This window comes from Streptomyces sp. NPDC087420 (assembly GCF_044744165.1).
GTDB lineage: Bacteria > Actinomycetota > Actinomycetes > Streptomycetales > Streptomycetaceae > Streptomyces.
In genome coordinates this window covers 184,255-200,051 of sequence record NZ_JBIUXU010000012.1, presented here as the reverse complement: position 1 = coordinate 200,051, position 15,797 = coordinate 184,255, and the positions used below count along the sequence as shown (strand labels likewise).

13 protein-coding genes are annotated in these 15,797 nt (G+C 72.3%); 6 read left to right on the top strand and 7 right to left on the bottom strand.

Annotation, left to right across the window (positions count from 1 at the left end; translation table 11 throughout):
* Positions 1 to 150 precede the first annotated feature (150 nt).
* Both ACIO1C_RS25465 and ACIO1C_RS25460 read left to right on the top strand, forming a co-directional pair.
* A complete protein-coding gene (locus tag ACIO1C_RS25465) occupies positions 151 to 822 on the top strand; it encodes a TetR/AcrR family transcriptional regulator (protein ID WP_401867171.1) in 672 nt (223 codons plus the stop codon).
* 709 nt (positions 823 to 1,531) lie between these two features.
* Complete coding sequence (locus ACIO1C_RS25460) at positions 1,532 to 2,614, top strand: hypothetical protein (protein WP_401867169.1); 1,083 nt, start codon at positions 1,532 to 1,534, stop codon at positions 2,612 to 2,614.
* Between the two features lie 96 nt (positions 2,615 to 2,710).
* Here the strand turns inward: ACIO1C_RS25460 and ACIO1C_RS25455 are convergent, their stop codons facing one another.
* The 5 genes from ACIO1C_RS25455 to ACIO1C_RS25435 all read right to left on the bottom strand — a co-directional run bounded on the left by ACIO1C_RS25455 (position 2,711) and on the right by ACIO1C_RS25435 (position 7,582).
* On the bottom strand, positions 2,711 to 4,294 hold the full coding sequence (locus ACIO1C_RS25455) for a cytochrome P450 (protein WP_401867168.1): 1,584 nt from the start codon (positions 4,292 to 4,294) through the stop codon (positions 2,711 to 2,713).
* 124 nt (positions 4,295 to 4,418) lie between these two features.
* Positions 4,419 to 5,057 (bottom strand): GTP-binding protein, encoded by a 639-nt coding sequence (locus ACIO1C_RS25450; RefSeq protein WP_401867167.1) that lies wholly within the window; start codon positions 5,055 to 5,057, stop codon positions 4,419 to 4,421.
* A complete protein-coding gene (locus ACIO1C_RS25445) occupies positions 5,038 to 5,409 on the bottom strand; it encodes a DUF742 domain-containing protein (RefSeq protein ID WP_401867165.1) in 372 nt (123 codons plus the stop codon). The genes ACIO1C_RS25450 and ACIO1C_RS25445 overlap by 20 nt, the downstream gene beginning before the upstream one ends.
* Entirely contained in the window at positions 5,406 to 5,813 is a 408-nt protein-coding gene (locus ACIO1C_RS25440) for a roadblock/LC7 domain-containing protein (protein WP_327233506.1), read from the bottom strand. The genes ACIO1C_RS25445 and ACIO1C_RS25440 overlap by 4 nt, the downstream gene beginning before the upstream one ends.
* On the bottom strand, positions 5,810 to 7,582 hold the full coding sequence (locus tag ACIO1C_RS25435) for a sensor histidine kinase (protein ID WP_401867163.1): 1,773 nt from the start codon (positions 7,580 to 7,582) through the stop codon (positions 5,810 to 5,812). Before ACIO1C_RS25435 ends, ACIO1C_RS25440 begins: the two co-directional genes overlap by 4 nt.
* Positions 7,583 to 7,916: 334 nt before the next feature.
* On the opposite strand from ACIO1C_RS25435, the gene ACIO1C_RS25430 reads away from it, so the two are divergent.
* On the top strand, positions 7,917 to 8,852 hold the full coding sequence (locus ACIO1C_RS25430; protein WP_401867161.1) for a helix-turn-helix domain-containing protein: 936 nt from the start codon (positions 7,917 to 7,919) through the stop codon (positions 8,850 to 8,852).
* 171 nt (positions 8,853 to 9,023) lie between these two features.
* A complete protein-coding gene (locus ACIO1C_RS25425) occupies positions 9,024 to 10,394 on the top strand; it encodes a D-alanyl-D-alanine carboxypeptidase family protein (RefSeq protein ID WP_401867159.1) in 1,371 nt (456 codons plus the stop codon).
* 4 nt (positions 10,395 to 10,398) lie between these two features.
* Here ACIO1C_RS25425 and ACIO1C_RS25420 read toward each other — a convergent pair whose 3' ends face one another.
* Both ACIO1C_RS25420 and ACIO1C_RS25415 read right to left on the bottom strand, forming a co-directional pair.
* Positions 10,399 to 11,220, bottom strand: a complete 822-nt coding sequence (locus tag ACIO1C_RS25420; RefSeq protein ID WP_401867158.1) for a pentapeptide repeat-containing protein — start codon at positions 11,218 to 11,220, stop codon at positions 10,399 to 10,401.
* A gap of 106 nt (positions 11,221 to 11,326) precedes the next feature.
* Positions 11,327 to 13,990, bottom strand: coding sequence for an ATP-binding protein (locus ACIO1C_RS25415; RefSeq protein ID WP_401867157.1), 2,664 nt, complete (start codon positions 13,988 to 13,990; stop codon positions 11,327 to 11,329).
* 140 nt (positions 13,991 to 14,130) lie between these two features.
* Here ACIO1C_RS25415 and ACIO1C_RS25410 point away from each other — a divergent pair, with 140 nt between their 5' ends.
* Positions 14,131 to 15,042: a hypothetical protein gene (locus tag ACIO1C_RS25410; protein WP_401867155.1), complete on the top strand. Its 912-nt coding sequence runs from the start codon at positions 14,131 to 14,133 to the stop codon at positions 15,040 to 15,042.
* Positions 15,039 to 15,794, top strand: coding sequence for a hypothetical protein (locus ACIO1C_RS25405; RefSeq protein WP_401867153.1), 756 nt, complete (start codon positions 15,039 to 15,041; stop codon positions 15,792 to 15,794). The genes ACIO1C_RS25410 and ACIO1C_RS25405 overlap by 4 nt, the downstream gene beginning before the upstream one ends.
* Positions 15,795 to 15,797 lie beyond the last annotated feature (3 nt).

Sequence of the window (15,797 nt, the reverse complement as noted above, 5' to 3'; positions counted from 1 at the left end):
ACGGCGCGTTGAAGCGGTGACGCGGTCGTGCCACGCCCTATCGATACGCCACTGTACCGATACGGATCCGTATCGGTACAGTGGCGTATCGGTACACTGCCGTATCGACGCCCGGATCGATATCTGATCCGGCATCCAGAAGGAGAGACGATGACGCCGCAGCAGCGCCGCTCCAAGATCACGCCGGAACGGGAGCTGGAGTTCTACGAGGCCGCTCTCGACCTGCTCAGAGAAGGCGGGTACGACGCGCTGACCATGGAGGGCGTCGCCGCGCGCACGCGCTGCGGGAAGTCCACGCTCTACCGCCAGTGGCGTACGAAGCCGCAGCTCGTGGCGGCGGCGCTGCGCGGCACCCGCTGCCTCGCGCTGGCGAGTGTCGACACCGGCACCCTGGAGGGCGACCTGCGCGCGGCGGCCTGTACGGCGGGGGCGGGTTCGGGGCGTGACACGACGCTGATGCACGCGCTCAGCCACGCCGCCCTCCAGAACCCGGAGCTGCTGCGGGCGTTGCGCGAGGCGCTGATCGAGCCGGAGATCGCCGCGATCGACGCGATGATCCGCCGCGCCGTGGCGCGCGGCGAGATCGCCGCCGACAACCCGGCGGCGGAGTTCGTGGCGGCCCAGCTGATCGGGGTCGTACGGGCCCGGCCGATGCTGGAGGGCCGGCACGCGGACGAGGATTACCTCGCGCGCTTCCTGGAGGCCGCGATCTTCCCGGCGCTCGGACTGCGGGCGGGCCCGTGCGCCACGAAGGCGCCCCGCGAGAGCGTCACACGGACCGCCCGCGAGGGCGTTCTGGCCGGAGTCGCCCGGCCCTCATGACCGGTGGACCGTCGTCCGAGAGCGGATGACAACGGTCCACCCGCGCCGCACCGTGGGGACGGGGGCGGCGCGCCTCGGGCCGGTGGCCCCTCCCCCGGGAGGGGCCACCGGCGTGCGGGGCCGAACACACGGCGAACACGGCGAACACACGACCAGCACACACACCACGAGTGCTCGAGCACCTCAGCAGACACACCGGCGCGCACACCACGACCCCCGCCACGGCCCCCTGAACGCCCCCACGAGAAACAGCGTTGTGGCATATGCCAGGCGGGTTGGCCTGCGGTTCTTCCTTGTTGACACGTACCGGTCCGGTCATCCGGAGAGGTAGGCGGACCGCGTGCATCCGTCTCTCGACACGACCGGTCAAAGACGTATTCCGTAGTGATCCGGACGTTGTCCCGACCGATACAGGTCAGCCATGAACACTCCGGAAGCGATCGCCCTCCCCCACACGCGTGGCGGCGGACGGACGGAAGAAGCCGCCGGAGCCCGGTCAGCGCGCGTTCCGCAGTGACATCCACACGCTCACGATCAGTCAATTTCGGCCAAGCGCTGGCCAATTGATATGCAGTTGACGATCCGACCCCGGCATATACGCTCCATCAGTCACTCCCACAGCAAGGCAGCGCTCCGGCGCACCACCTGGCGCACCCCCGGCACACAACCGGCACATACCGCCCCTCTCGTCGCATACAGGAGGCCGATCATGACCCGTGTCTCGGAACAGACCTCGGCCCAACAGCTGCCCGCTGTGCCGTTCTACTGTCCCTTCCCGCCCGTCAGGCACCCCGCCGTCGACACGTTCAACCAGGTGACCGTGGAGTGGATGCTCCAGCAGCGGCTCGACACCGACGAGCACCAGATCGAGCGGCTGGCCGTGTGCGACTTCGGCGGTCTCACCGCGTCGACGATGCCGTACGGGCAGGTGGAACCACTGACGCTCATGTCCAAGTTCCACGCGGTGCTGTTCTCACTGGACGACAGTGTGTGTGACGAGTCCGGTGCCACCGCCGATCTGCTCGCCCAGGAGACCTCGCGCATCATGCGCGCCCTTGAGGCCCCGGCCTCCCGCTCCCCCGGCGACTCGCCGCACACCTCCGCCCTGCGCGCGCTGCGCACGGATCTGGAACGCCTCGCCTCACCCAAGCAGGTACGGCGCTGGACGGACGCGATGCGGGTGTACACCTCGGGCGTGGTGTGGGAGGCCTCCTGGCGCAGGAGTCCCGAACTGCCCACGCTGGACGACTACGTCACGCTCTGGATGCGGTCCATCGGCATGGCGCCGTCCACCGCGATGATCGAGATCGTCGGCGGTTTCTCGGTACCGGACCGGGACATGGAGGATCCGCGTGTCCGCGCCCTGACGGAGATCACCTGGACCCTGGTGAGCTGGGACAACGACCTGTACTCCCGCAACAAGGAACTCCAGCGGGCGGACGACAACCTCAACCTGATCGACGTCCTGTGCCGCGAACACGACTGCGATCCCTCTCGCGCACTGGTGCGGGCGGTGGCGATGCGGGACCGCGTCATGGTGCTCTTCGAACGGCTGTCGGATCAGGTGACCAAGGAGGCACACACCCCGCTGCGCCGGTACGTGGAGGGGCTCGCCCAGTTCGTGCGCGGTCACCTCGACTGGGCGTCGGCGTGCCCGCGCTACCGTGTGCCGTCGGGCCCCGGCGCGACCCCCGGCGGGTGGTGGAAGCAGCACCCCGCCGACGACAGCGCGGAGCCGCTCCCCATCCCGGGCATCGCCTGGTGGTGGGACCAGTTGGAGCCGGCCCACTGACACCGACACCGCTCAGGTCCCGGCCCACTCACACCGACGCGGGACCCCGGCCGCCCCACTGACACCGGCCGCCGGGCCCGGGCCGTACTCAGCGGCTCAGTACCCGCGCCACCAGCGGGCCACGGCCCGCCACGCCCGCCGGGGCGCCGACCCCTCGCGCTGCGCGGGGATCATCCCCGCCAGCGGCGCGGGTCCGGCACCCGGGTCCGGGACGGCCTCGTGCGCGGGGGCCGCCGCCGCGGCTCCCACCAAGGCCTCAGGACGCCCGGCCGGGAAGGCCGGAGGCATCTGGCGCGGTACGGCGGCCGGCCTCGGCGACTCCACCTGCCACTGCGGGCGTGTCACGTGCGGCGACGCGCTCGGCGGTCCGGTGACGTCCTGCGGCGGCCGGGGCGCGAACGTCACCGGCAGCTCCTGCAACTGACGGGACATCAGGGCAGCCGTCCACCGCAACTCATGCTCCTCAACGGCGAGTTGAATGTCCGGCAGCCGCAGCAGCAGCGCGTCGATGCCGGTGTCGGCGATGGCCCGGCCGATGTCCTGCCCCGGACATTCGTGGGGGCCGCCACTGAACGCGAGATGCGAACGGTTGCCCTGCATCGAGGCGTTGAGATTGGGCCGTACGACCGGATCGACGTTTGCGGCGGCGATCCCGACCACCAGCGCGTCGCCCGCCTTGATGCGCTGACCTCCCAACTCGGTGTCACCGACGGCCCAGCGGCCGAAGATCGTGGTGAACGGCGGCTCGTCCCACAGCGTTTGCTCGACCGCCTCGGGCAGGGTCATGTGCCCGCCGCTCAACTGGGCCCGGAACCGGGGATCGGTGAGCACCATGCGCAGGACGTTGGCGATGAGATTCGCGGTGGTCTCGTACGCCGCGATCAGCACCAGCCGCAGGTGCTGGCCGACCTCGTCGTCGGTGAGACCCGCCGGGTGCTCGGTGAGCCAGGTCGCGAAGTCCTCCTCGGGTGCGATACGGCGGCGCGCCACCAGCCTGTTCAGGGCGGCCATCACGTACGCGTTGGACTCGATGGCGGTCTCGGTGCCCTTGATCATGTCGCGGGCGGCCTCGACCAGCCGGTCGTTGTACTCCTCCGGCATGCCGATGATCTGTGCCATCACCATCATCGGCAGGTGCTCGGCGAACCGGCTGACGAGGTCGGCCCTGCCTTCCTGGCAGAAGTCGTTCACCAGGCGGTTGCTGTACCGGTTGATGTAGCGCCTGACTCCCCGGTGGTCGATCCGGGCGATGGAGTCGGTGACCGCGCCGCGCAGCCGTTCGTGGTCGGCACCGTCGGCGAAGACGCAGATGGGCTGCCAGGTGAAGACCGGGGCGAGCGGGTGGTCGGGGGCCACGGAGCCGTCGTGCAGGGCGCGCCAGCGCCGGGCGTCGCGGGAGAACTGCGACGGGGTACGGGTCATGTGGAGGTTCTCGCTGTGGCCGAGGACCAGCCAGGCCGGCACGTCGCCCTGGAGCAACACGGGCGCCACGGTGCCGTGTTCGGCGCGCAGCTTCTCGTACAGGCCCATGGGGTCGTTCTCGGCCTCGGGGCCGTACAGCCGTCGCAGTCCGTTGGGGGTGAGGCTGTCCGGGGTGAAGGTCAGGCCGTGGGCGGGGCAGCCGGGGGGCGGTGCCCCGTGGTCGTCCGTCCCGGGTCGGTCGGAAAAGGGGGTGGTCACGGTCACTCCAGGAATCGGGCCGGAAGGTCCGGAAGGTCGAGGGGATGCGCGGAGACGGGATGCGCGGGGTGGGGTGCGGGGCAAGGAAGTGGAGGAGGAAGAGGAACAGGGGGGAAGGCGCCGGTCAGCCGGGCGGGAGCGCCAGCGCGTGCAGATAACGCATCAGCGTCAGCAGCACATCGCGGCTCGACGCCCGCAGCCGCGCGTCGCAGTCGACCATCGGCACCTCGTCGGGGAGGTCGAGGGCGGTGCGCAGCACCTCGACGGGGTGGTGCGGCGCGTCGGGGAAGGTGTTGATCGCGACGACGAACGGCACCCCGCGCTCCTCCAGCCGTCCGATCACGTCGAAGCTGACTTCGAGGCGCCGGGTGTCGACCAGGACGACCGCCCCGAGGGCCCCTTCGAAGAGTCCGTTCCACAGGAACCAGAAGCGCTCCTGGCCCGGCGTGCCGAAGAGGTACAGCACCAGGTGTTCCGTGATGCTGATGCGGCCGAAGTCCATGGCGACGGTGGTGGCGGTCTTGCTCTCCACCCCCTTGTTGTCGTCGACCCCCACCCCGGCCTGGGTCATGGTCTCTTCGGTGGTGAGGGGTCTGATCTCGCTGACCGAGCCCACCATCGTCGTCTTGCCGACACCGAATCCGCCCACGATCACGACCTTCACCGCGGAGGTGGCCGTGGTGGGCAGGACGTCTTCGGTACGCGGACCGGCGACGCCGCCCGCGGGCGTGCCCGCGACCGTGTCAGAGCTTCTGAAGTCCATGCATCACCGCTTCGAGGAGGGACCGGTCGGGGAGTGCCGCGCGGACGACGGGCGCGCGCGATTCGACCAGTTCGGTCGCGAGGAGTTCGGTCAGCAGGGCGGTCACCACGCTGAACGGGAGAGTCAGGTACGCGGACAGCTCCGCGACGGACAGGGGCGCCCGGCACAGCCGGAGGATGGCCGCCTGCTCCGGCTGAACCGTCGGTGACGGTTCGTCACGTGCCACGATCATGGTCACCAGGTCGAGTTCGGCGCGCTCGGCGCCATCGGGACCGCCGGTGATCACGTACAGCCGTTCCGGATCCCCCACGTCCGCCTCGGGACGACGGCGTTCTCGTTGGGGAGGAGTCATCCGGCCAGCCCGTCGTGGCGCGGCGGGCTGGTCAGATGGGCGCCGATACGGACGACCATGTCCCGCATCCTGGCGCCCACCAGGCCTGCGTCGACCGTCTCGTCGGCGAGGACCGCGAGGTACGCGCCGGTCCCGGCCTCCATCAGGTAGAAGAAGCCGCCCCCGACCTCGATGACGACGAGCCGCATCCGGCCGTCGCTGAGGGGGATCTCCGACGCGACGGCGGCGGCCAGGCTCTGGAGTCCGGCGCAGGCCGCCGCGAGCCGGTCGGCGACGTCGGGGTCGCCGCCGTGCCGGGCGATCCGGAGACCGTCCGCCGAGAGGACCACGATCTGCTGGATCTGCGGTACGCCGTCGGCCAGTTCCTTGAGCATCCAGTCCATGTTCGCCCTCTGCTGGATCACTTCAGGTCTCCCTTGCCCCACGCGTCGTCTGATTCGTCCCGGTCGCCGGGCTGGGCCGGCGTCTCCCCCGCGTCGGCGGACGGCTCCCGCGCGGTGCCGTTGACCGCCTTGGTGAACGCTTCGAGCCAGATGCCGGGCCCCGGTTTCTGCGCGGGCGCGCCGCCGGGACCGCTGTCGGTCGCGGCGGCGGATCCGGCGGCGGTGCCGTGCCCGTTGCCGTGCGCGTTGCCCTTGCCATGGGCATTGCCATGACCGTTGCCGTTGCCGTTGCTCCGGCCGTTGCCGGGCGCGCCGACGGGGCCGCCCCGGTGCTCGGGGGCCTGCGCCCCCACGGTGGCGCGGCGGCCGAGGTTGTGCGAACCGAGGGGGGCGCGGCCACGGCTGCGCCGCTGCGGGAGTCCGTTCTCCGTCCACTCCGTGACGACGGGCGCGTCGTCCCCCAGGGCGGCGGCGACGGGGGCGGACCGCTGCGGTCCTGTGACCGGCCGGGGCACCTGCGCCCCGGGGCCCGCCTGCTCACCGGGGCGCACCCGGTCGCCGGGCCGCAGCGCGTCGGCCATGGGCAGTTCCGTGCCGCTGCCCCGGGGCAGCGCCGAGGCGCCGATGCCGTGCGCGATACCGGGCGCGGGGCCGGTGGTGATGACATCGCGCGGTACGACGAGGACGGCGCGGACACCGCCGTACGCGGACTGCCGCAGCGACACCTGGAGGTTGTACATCTGGCAGAGCCGGCCGACGACGGCCATACCGAGGCGCGGGGTCTCGCCGAGGTCGTTGAGGTCGATACCGGCCTGGGCCTGCGCGAGCATGCGCTCGGCCCTGGTCCTGGCCTCCTCGCTGAGGCTGACCCCGCCGTCCTCGATCTCGATCGCGATGCCGGTCTGCACCTCGACCGCCGTGACGTGGACGCGGGTCTGCGGCGGCGAGTAGCGGGTGGCGTTGTCGAGGAGTTCGGCGCAGGCGTGGATGAGCGGTTCGACGGCGGTGCCGATGATCGCGACCTTGGCGATCGAGTGCAGGTCGACCCGCTGGTACTCCAGGATCCGGGACATCGCGCCGCGCAGCACGCTGAACAGCGGGACGGGCTTGGGCCACTGGCGGCCGGGGCGGGCCTTGCCGAGCACCGCGATGCTGTCGGCGAGGCGGCCGATCAGCGCGGTGCCGTGGTCGATCCGCAGGAGGTCGTCGAAGACCTCGGGGTTGCGGCCGTGGTGCTCCTCCATCTCCCTCAGTTCGCTGGCCTGTTGGTGCACGATGGCCTGCACGCGGCGGGCGATGTTCACGAAGGAGCGCTGCGCGGACTCGCGCATGGCTTCCTCGTTGTCGACGATGTCCAGCACCGAGCGCAGCAAGGTGCGCTGCGCCGGGGGGAGTTCGCGGTAGTTCTCGTCGCCGTCCACCACAACGCGGATCACCTCCAGGGGCGATTCGCCCTGGCGCAGCCGGTGGATCGCGGCGGGCATCAGCTCCTTGCCGAGCCGTACGGTCTCCTCGTCGTGCTGGGCGAGATACCGCTCCAACAGCGCGACGCGGTGGGCGTACCGCTCGTGGAGCGTGCGGACCGCCCTGCCGCGCCGGGCCAGTTCGGCCGCGTACCAAGTGACCACGACGGTCGCGACCGCGCCGTACAGCACGATCGGTATCCGGGCGGCGTCGGCGACGACGGCCACGGTGGCCGCCGTGGCCGCGGCCATCAGGGCGGCGGGGAGCGCCAGGGTGCGGACGACGGGGGGCGCTTGATCAGTCGGGGGTGCTTCAACACGAACCATGTAAGCCCTCTGGCGGTCGATTCAGTCGGATCATTCGAATGATTCAGACAGCTGCGAACAAATGCCTGATTTCATCTCAACTCGGCACGCTCCGCGAGAGCTTAGCCCGCCCGAATCACCACATCGGCATAATCGTTCAACCTCCTGCACGGCCCGGCCCGGCGGGCATAGACTCGCGCGTTTGCACGCTGTGCGTCCGCGACGGCACGAAGAGTGACCACAGAGGTACGGTTATCGAACGAGCGATCGATTGCGACTACCGGTCCGCGCGCGTCCCGGCGCCGTCGGCCTCCGGCGCCGGGCGGGGTTGCCCATACCGCCTGATACTGGACGCATGAGCCGACACGGAGAGCTGGGCACGGCCCTGCACCGCTGGCGTGACCGGATCACCCCGGCCGAGGCCGGGCTGCCCGCCGACGAGTCCCGCCGACCGCCCGGCCTGCGCCGGGAGGAGCTGGCCGAGCTGACCGGACTGTCCGTGGAGTACATCGTCCGGCTGGAACAGGGCCGGGCGACCTCGCCGTCCGTCCAGGTCCTCACCACGCTGGCGCGTGGTCTGCGGCTGTCCGACGGTGAGCACCGGCACCTGTTCCTCCTCGCCGGCCAGTCCCCGCCCGCCACCGGACACGTCTCGGACCACGTCCCGCCCAGCGTGCGCCGCCTGCTCGACCAGCTGACCGGCACGCCGTGCGGTGTGTACGACGCCGCCTGGAACCTGATCACCTGGAATCCGCTGTGGGCCGCCCTCCTCGGAGACCCGCCGGCGCAGCAGGGCCGCGGCCGCAATGCCGCGTGGCAGCACTTCGCCGGACTGCCCAGCCGCATCAGCCACACGCTGGAGCAGGAGGCGCGCTTCGAGGCCGCCGTCGTCGCCGACCTGCGCGCCGCGACCGTCCGCTACCCCACCGACGAGCACCTGCGGTTCCTCATCGGCGACCTGCGCCGCGTCAGCGGCCGGTTCGGGCAGCTGTGGAACTCCCGTATCGCCGGGTTCCACGACAGCGACACCAAGACCGTCCATCACCCGGATGTCGGACCGGTGACCGTGGACTACGACACGTTCGTCACGCCGGGCAACGACCTGCGGATCGTCACCTGCTCGGCCGCGCCCGGCACGCCGGAGGCCGACCGGCTCAAGCTGCTGGACGTCATCGTGCCCGAGCGGATGGCGGAGGCCGACCCTTTCCTGGTCCCGGATCCGACCCTGTCGGCGCCTGCGGCCTCCCCGGCCCCGGCCACCGCCTCCACTCCCGATCCCGCTGACCACTGACCACTGACCGCCAGGCACTGACCACTGACCGCTGACCCGCGTACGTCACCCGATCGGGTGCGCGGTCACCTCCCTCACTCTGGATGTACGGATGTACGGGTGGCGGACGCCCGTACGTCCGGACGGCGCAGGTGGCGTGCGGGGAGCGCCCACCGTTCCTACCGTGGCTGAATGATCATCAGATCCGCGACGCGCTCCGCGCTCTCCGGGACGGTGGCCCTCGCCACCGGCCTGCTGGTCCTCCTGCCGGCGTCCTCCCCGGCCGCCGCCCACACCAGGACCGAACCCCTCCCGCCGGCCGCCGGTTCCACCCGCACCGCCGATCGCGCGCTGCTGTACGAACCGGGCACGCGGGTACGCCCCGCCGCCGGCGCGCCCTCGCCCCCCAGTGACGTCTCCGCCCTGTCGTGGCTGGTCGCCGACGTTGTGACAGGTGACGTCCTCGCCGCCCGCAACGCCCACCGCCGGCTGCCGCCCGCGAGCACCCTCAAGACCCTCTTCGCCGTCACCGCCCTGCCCCACCTGTCCGAGCACGCCCGGCACACGGTCACCGAGGACGACCTGGCCGGGATCGGCGAGGGGAGCAGCCTGGTGGGGGTGATCCCCGGGCGGTCCTACAAGGTGGCCGACCTGTGGCGCGGGGTTTTCCTCAGCTCCGGCAACGACGCGGTGCGGGTCCTCGCGGCGATGAACGGCGGCTGGGACTCGACGGTGGCTCAGATGCGGGAGAAGGCACGGATGCTGGGCGCGCGCGACACCCATGTCGTGTCCCCGGACGGCTACGACGAGCCGGGCCAGGTGTCCTCGGCGTACGACCTGGCCGTGTTCGGCCGTACGGGCCTGGCCTCGCCGGAGTTCGTACGGTACAGCTCGACCGCCGAGGCGCAGTTCCCCGGTGACAAGGGCACGTACGGCATCCAGAACACCAACCGGCTGCTCAGCGGGGCGGGCGGGGTGGAGCGTTACCCGGGGCTGATCGGGGTCAAGAACGGTTACACCTCGCGGGCCGGCAACACGCTCGTCGCCGCCGCCCGGCGCGGCGACCGGACGCTGCTGGTGACGGTGATGAACCCGCAGTCGGGCGCGTCACAGGCGGTCTACGAGGAGGCCAGGTCGCTGCTGGACTGGGGCTTCGCCGCCGAGGGGCAGGTCACCCCCGTGGGCTCGCTGCGTCCCGCGCCGGCCGATCCGGTGACTCCGCCGGGCCGCCCGGCCGGGAAGCCGGTACGGGGCGGGGCGCGGAGTGGTGCGGAGGAGACCGACCGGATCCTGCGGAGGGAGCGCGTCCATCGGGCCGGGAAGGCCGGGACCGTGTCCGGAGTGGTGGGCGAGCCGGTGTCCGGAGCGGTGGGCGGGGCGCACGGGCCCGAAGTGCGGGCCGACGCGGGGGCGGCGGGCCCCGGGGGCCGGGAGGCCGATAACGCCGCGCGATCGGGCGGGTCCTCGTACCTCATGCCGGTGGCCGTCATCGGCGCGGCGGTTCTCGCGGGGCTCGCCCTCTTCACCGTCCGCGCGGCGCGGCGGAGACCGGGCCACCGCTGAGCCGCTACCAGTGCGCGGGGCGCACCAGCGCCGTCGGGATCGCGGTGCCCGAGTCGCCCTTCGCGGCGTTCACCTGGCTCTGCGTGAGGAAGATGCTGCCGGTCAGATCGGCGCCGCGCAGATCGGTGTCCCGCAGGTCGGCGCCGATCAGATCGGCCAGCCGCAGGTCGGCGCCGCGCAGGTCGGCTGCGATCAGATACGCGCCCCGCAGGTCGGCCCCGCGCAGGTCGGCGCCCTTGAGTCTCGCCCCGAACAGGTCGGCTCCCCTGCGGTTCTTCTTCTTGCCGCGGACCTCGGCCCGTACCAGCTCACTCGTCCGCAGCAGCAGGGGATTGACCCGCGCCCGGTGCGCAGCGACGTCGATCTCCAGCAGGGCGTCGGGCGCGCTCCCGGCCAGGCGCTCGGTGGCGGCCAGGACGGGGCGGATCTCGGCGTGCACGGGCCTGGCGGGTACGAGCGTGAGGGCTTCGGTCAGGTACCAGAGCAGTTCGTGGAGCTGGCGCATCACGGGGAGCGCGGCGAACATCTGCCCGGCGGTCCCGGGTGCCTCCCGCCAGTCCCGGCCGCCGAAGGTGACCTGGGAGACCCGCTGTCCGGCGCCGAAACAGTCGTACACCGTGCAGCCCTGGTAGCCCTGGGTCCGCAGGCGGTCGTGGATGCCGCAGCGGGAGTCGTCGCGGAGGTGGTGGCAGGGGTCCCCGGCCTTCTTCTCTACGGGGAAGTCCGCGGAGACCGAGAAGGTCAGGGCGACGCAGCACAGCCCGAAGCAGTTGCCGCAGTCGGCCCGCAGGGGGGCGGCGTCGGTGGGGCCTGGCGTCTCGGACAACGTCGCTGATCTCCTGCTCTGTACGTCCACGGGTCGGCGTCGAGCCTACCGGCCGGGCCGCGCCCGCCCCGACGGGGACCGGCCCACGTGGAGTCGGCGCGTGGGATCAGTGGATGGCCGCCATGGCCCGTTCCGCCCGGGCCACCAGTCCGTCGGCGCCGCAGCTCTTCGCGAGTTCCAGGCCGCGGGCGAGTTCGACGGGGAGGTGGGCGGCGATGCCGTACTCGACGCGGGCGACGGCGCGTTCGTACGCGCAGGGTGATGTGTCGAGATGGGCGACGGCGTGGGCGAGGAGTTCGACCGCCGCCGGGCCCTCCTTCAACGAGGCCTCGCAGCACAGGGCGACACCGATGGCGGTGTCCGTGCCGAAGCGCTCGGCGCGGTCGCGGGCGTACCTGGCCAGCTCCGCCGCGCGGACCGGGTCCGTGTGCGCGAGCGCCCGCGCGAGATCGCACGCCCACGGCGCCATGACGATGTTGTGCCGGCCGCGGGCCGTCAACGCCCGCCCCGCCGCTTCGAGTTCGGCGACCGCCTCGTCGTGCCGGCCCTGGGCGAGGAGCAGCCGGCCCCGGACGGACTGGGCGTCGGGGATGACGATCGAGGACGAGTACGGCGGTGCGAACGCGTGGCGCTCCGCCGCCTCCTGGGCCGCCCCGACCTGGCCGCGGGCGAGCAGCGTGTCGATGAGCATGCAGGCCGCGTCCCAGTGCATCGGCAGGCCGTCGCCGACGCGGTCGGCCAATCGCAGGCTCTCACGCAGGTACGTCTCGGCCTCGGCGAGCCGGCCGCGCCTGCGGTGCACGTACCCGACGAGCGCGTGGGCGAAGGCGAGATGCCCGCCGCTCCAGCCGGAGATCTCGAAGGCGCGCAGCGCTTCGGTGAACAGGCTCTCCGCCTGGTCGATCCGGTCGGCGAACGCGTACGACAGGCCGAGCAGGGCCGGGGCCTCGAAGCCCCACGCGGCGTCGGCCCAGCCGACGCCGGGCGCCAACCGCCCGTCCATCAGGGCCCGTTCACCGATCTGGACGATCTCCTCGGCGCTCTCACCCCGGGCCGTGCCGTCGAAGGCGCGCAGCATCAGCAGCACACGTTCGGTGTTGTCGCGGCCGGTGAGCGTGCGGGCCACCTCGCGCAGCCGGCCGGAGCGGGCCGGTCCGTTGTCCTCCACGGCCCGGACGCCCTCCCAGAGGAAGTGCGCGGCCTGCAACCGCATCCGGTCCTGGCCCGGTTCGGCGCGGGCCACCTCCTCGGCGACGACCTGTGCGGCCTCGCCGGTCTGGTTGTTGTGCGTGAGGGCCTGCGCCAGCCGGAACACCACGTCCACCCGCAGTGCGGTATCGAGTTCGGGGCTGTCGAGCGCGGCGCGCAGATGGCCGACGGTGGTGGCCGGTGAGGTGAGCAGGGTGGCGCAGCCCAGTTCGTACAGCACGCGCGCACGGACGGCGGGCAACGGCGGTTCCGCCAGGGCGCGTTCGAGGCAGCGCCTCGCCGCGTCGGGTGCGCCGACGGCGAGGTTCTCGGCCGCGGCTTCGCGTAACTGGCCCACCAGTTCCGCGTCGTTGTCCGGGTGGACTTCGAGGAGGTGGGGCGCCGCGGCGGCGGCTCCCCGGCCGCTGCGGGAGACGGCCCAGGCGGCGCGGCCGTGCAGCGCGGTCCTGATGGCCGGCGGGATGGCGCGGTAGACGGCTCCCGCGATGAGGGGGTGGACGAACTCCAGCGGGTCGGTGCCCTCCAGGATCCGGGCCACGCGCAGCCGTTCGGCGCATTCGGCGGCCTCGTCCCACCCGAGACCCGACAGGGAGATGGCCAGGTCGAGGGAGATGTCCGTGCCGAGGACGGCGGCCGCCCAGGCGAACTTGGTGGTGTTGGTGCCCAGTTCCTCCAGCCGGGCGACGAGGCCCTTGCCGCGCGCGGAGGCGCCGAGGGCGCGCAGGGCGCTCGCCGAGTCCTCGACGGGAGGCAGTCCGCTGTCCTGGACCTTGGCGAGCAGTTCGACGGTTTCGTACGCGTTGCCGCCGGTGACGGCCCACACCTCGCGGCAGAAGGGGTCGTCCGCTTCCTCGCCCAGGGTGGTACGGGTCAGGTCGGCGGTGGCCTCGGGGGTGAGCGCGCGCAGGGAGACGCGCAGTCGGGCGGCGGTCCCGAGCGTCTGGAGGTGCCGCGCGGTCTCGCCGACGGCCTCTTCGGTGCGGTACGCGACAACAACGAGGACCGGCGGTCCTCCGGCCGGCCGCTCGGCGAAGGACGCGAGCCAGGCGAGGGTCTCCAGATCGGCCCAGTGCGCGTCGTCGACCACGAGCAGGAGCGGCCCGTGCACCTCGGCGAGCCGGTCGACCAGGACGTCGAGTCCGTCCCTGACACCCTGCGGGTCGGCGTGCTGGGTGCCGGGCGGGGTGATCCCGAGGGCGGGGCCGACGATCTCGTACCGGTCACCGAGCAGTTCACGCGCGTCGAGGGCCTCCCCCGCCGTCGCACCCCCGGACTCACCCGCCATGAGGGCGGGTTGCAGGAGCTGCCGTACACCGTGGAAGGGAACGGACGTGACCGTCTCCCCGCCACGCGCGGACCACACGGCACACCGCCCCGCGGCGAACCGCCGCACCTCGTTGAGCAACGCGGTCTTCCCGAGCCCGGCGGCACCCCGGTAGACGAGCAGACCACCGGCGGGAGCGGTCCCGCACAGCGCGTCCACCGCCCGCGTCGCCGCGGCCAGCTCCGATTCACGTTCGAGCAAAGGAAGAACGACCGGCCGCTCGGCCCCGGGCACCATCCACGCTCCCCTCTTCGAACAGTGCGCTGGTCAGGTGTCGAGGGTAGCCGCGAACGTCCGCCGCCGGACGGGATTCCCCAGGATCCGGCCGGGAGGCTCCGTCTTCTGCGCGTCCTCCCCGCTCGTGCTGTACTGGCCAGATGAAGCGCAAGCCCATGCCGGCGTTCGTCAAGGGCGCCGGGCGGACCGACGGGGCGGCCGCCCACCCGGTCAGCGCCCGGCGGACCGAAACAGTGCGCGACAGGGTCCGTCTCATGATCGGCATCACCGCGCGGGCGGGCGAGTACCGCAGAGGACTGCTGCGCGCCGCCGAACGCCTCAGCCCGGAGGAGGCGGCGATCCTCTCCGACCTGGAGCGGCACGGACTCCAGGTGCCGCAACTGCGTGACGTACTCCGCGGCGGTCATGTGCTGGTGGACGATCCGCGGCTGTACGAGGCCTGGCGGGCCGGCAAGGGCAGTCATCCCCGGCTGTCCAGCCACCACCGTGACATCGACAAGACGCTCTACCCCGACATCGGCATGCGCGGCCACGTGGTGCGGGAGAAGCTGCACGGGCGCACGGCGCAGGGCACCTGGGTACAGCTGGAGAAGACCCCGGCCGCGTTCGGCGGGAGCAAGATGCCCAGCCTGAGTGACCTCCGGCACCTCATGGACTACGTGGTGTACCGGTTCACCGGCAGCAACGTCGGTCCCTGGGGGCTGTCACGGATGACCGAGCGGCACCCGATGTACCTGTCACCGGTCCTGGCCGTGCCCACCTCCCTGACCGCCCCGGTCGCCCGGTCGCTGACCGAGGCGCTGCGCAGGATCGAGGCGAACGACGACGTCACTTCCGCCGCCCAGGAGCTGGCGGCCCGGTTCCCGCCCCCCGACCGGCCCGACCTGGCCGGGGAGCTGGGGCAGGCGCTGTCCGGCACGGCGGGGCGGGGCCTGTTCGGCAACTCCGAGGTGTGGGTGACCCAGACACCGTCCCCGGTCGCCGCCGACGTGCTGCGCGAGGGGCGGCCGCCGCCCGCGGCGGGCGCGTGGAAGGCAGGAGGTACGTCATGAGCGACGACCGGCACGACATCGCTCCCACGCCGGGCCCGGGCGAGGCGTCCGTTCCCCCGGGGCTGGTCTCGGCCGTGGTCGATCTCGTGTACACTGGCCCCGTACTCCTCGGTGCGTACACCATCGCCGAACTCACCGCCGTGGACGCCATCGTGGACTTCCTCGAAGCGCGGCCGTCGGACGACGAACTCACCGAGGCCGTCCGCTCGTTGGCGGCCCGCCAGCTGCTTCTGGCGGGCTCCTCCGGCGAAGAGGTCCAGGTACGCGGGGACCTGGGCATCGCCGTGGCGTTCCAGCAGCGGGCCCGCAAGGTGCTTGACGCCCGGACGACCGGGACGGCCCCCGGCGAACCGTGGCGGATCCTGCTGCTCCCCCAGCCCGAGCGGATCTGCCTGATGGTCCGCATCGACGCGCTCGGCGTCCACCAGATCGGCCTCTACAAGCTCGACGAGGCGCTTCGCACGCTCACCGAATGGCTGCCCCGGGGCCCGTCGGCGGACCCCGATCCGGCGCTGGACGCCGATGCCGTACTCACCGCTTCCGAGCGTTCCGCGCTGCTCACGGTCACCCACTACACCGCGCAGGGATCGGCGGAGATCGCGGGCGACAGTACGAGCCTGGTCCTCGCGCGCCACGAGGGACGGCTGCACGCCCTTGCCCCGGACCCCTCGGACCCCAAGAAGGTGGTGCCCGCCCCGCCGGCGGACGGCAAGGACGGCGTGCACGACAGGCTCGTGGCCCTCCTGGCGTAGCGG

What these genes read in the sequence shown, in the direction of transcription:
- ACIO1C_RS25460 (WP_401867169.1), top strand. Translation starts at nt 1,532, where the DNA reads ATGACCCGTGTCTCGGAACAGACCTCGGCCCAACAGCTGCCCGCTGTG.
- ACIO1C_RS25465 (WP_401867171.1), top strand. Translation starts at nt 151, where the DNA reads ATGACGCCGCAGCAGCGCCGCTCCAAGATCACGCCGGAACGGGAGCTG.
- ACIO1C_RS25415 (WP_401867157.1), bottom strand. Translation starts at nt 13,990, where the DNA reads ATGGTGCCCGGGGCCGAGCGGCCGGTCGTTCTTCCTTTGCTCGAACGT.
- ACIO1C_RS25435 (WP_401867163.1), bottom strand. Translation starts at nt 7,582, where the DNA reads ATGGTTCGTGTTGAAGCACCCCCGACTGATCAAGCGCCCCCCGTCGTC.
- ACIO1C_RS25405 (WP_401867153.1), top strand. Translation starts at nt 15,039, where the DNA reads ATGAGCGACGACCGGCACGACATCGCTCCCACGCCGGGCCCGGGCGAG.
- ACIO1C_RS25410 (WP_401867155.1), top strand. Translation starts at nt 14,131, where the DNA reads ATGAAGCGCAAGCCCATGCCGGCGTTCGTCAAGGGCGCCGGGCGGACC.
- ACIO1C_RS25425 (WP_401867159.1), top strand. Translation starts at nt 9,024, where the DNA reads ATGATCATCAGATCCGCGACGCGCTCCGCGCTCTCCGGGACGGTGGCC.
- ACIO1C_RS25450 (WP_401867167.1), bottom strand. Translation starts at nt 5,057, where the DNA reads ATGGACTTCAGAAGCTCTGACACGGTCGCGGGCACGCCCGCGGGCGGC.
- ACIO1C_RS25445 (WP_401867165.1), bottom strand. Translation starts at nt 5,409, where the DNA reads ATGACTCCTCCCCAACGAGAACGCCGTCGTCCCGAGGCGGACGTGGGG.
- ACIO1C_RS25430 (WP_401867161.1), top strand. Translation starts at nt 7,917, where the DNA reads ATGAGCCGACACGGAGAGCTGGGCACGGCCCTGCACCGCTGGCGTGAC.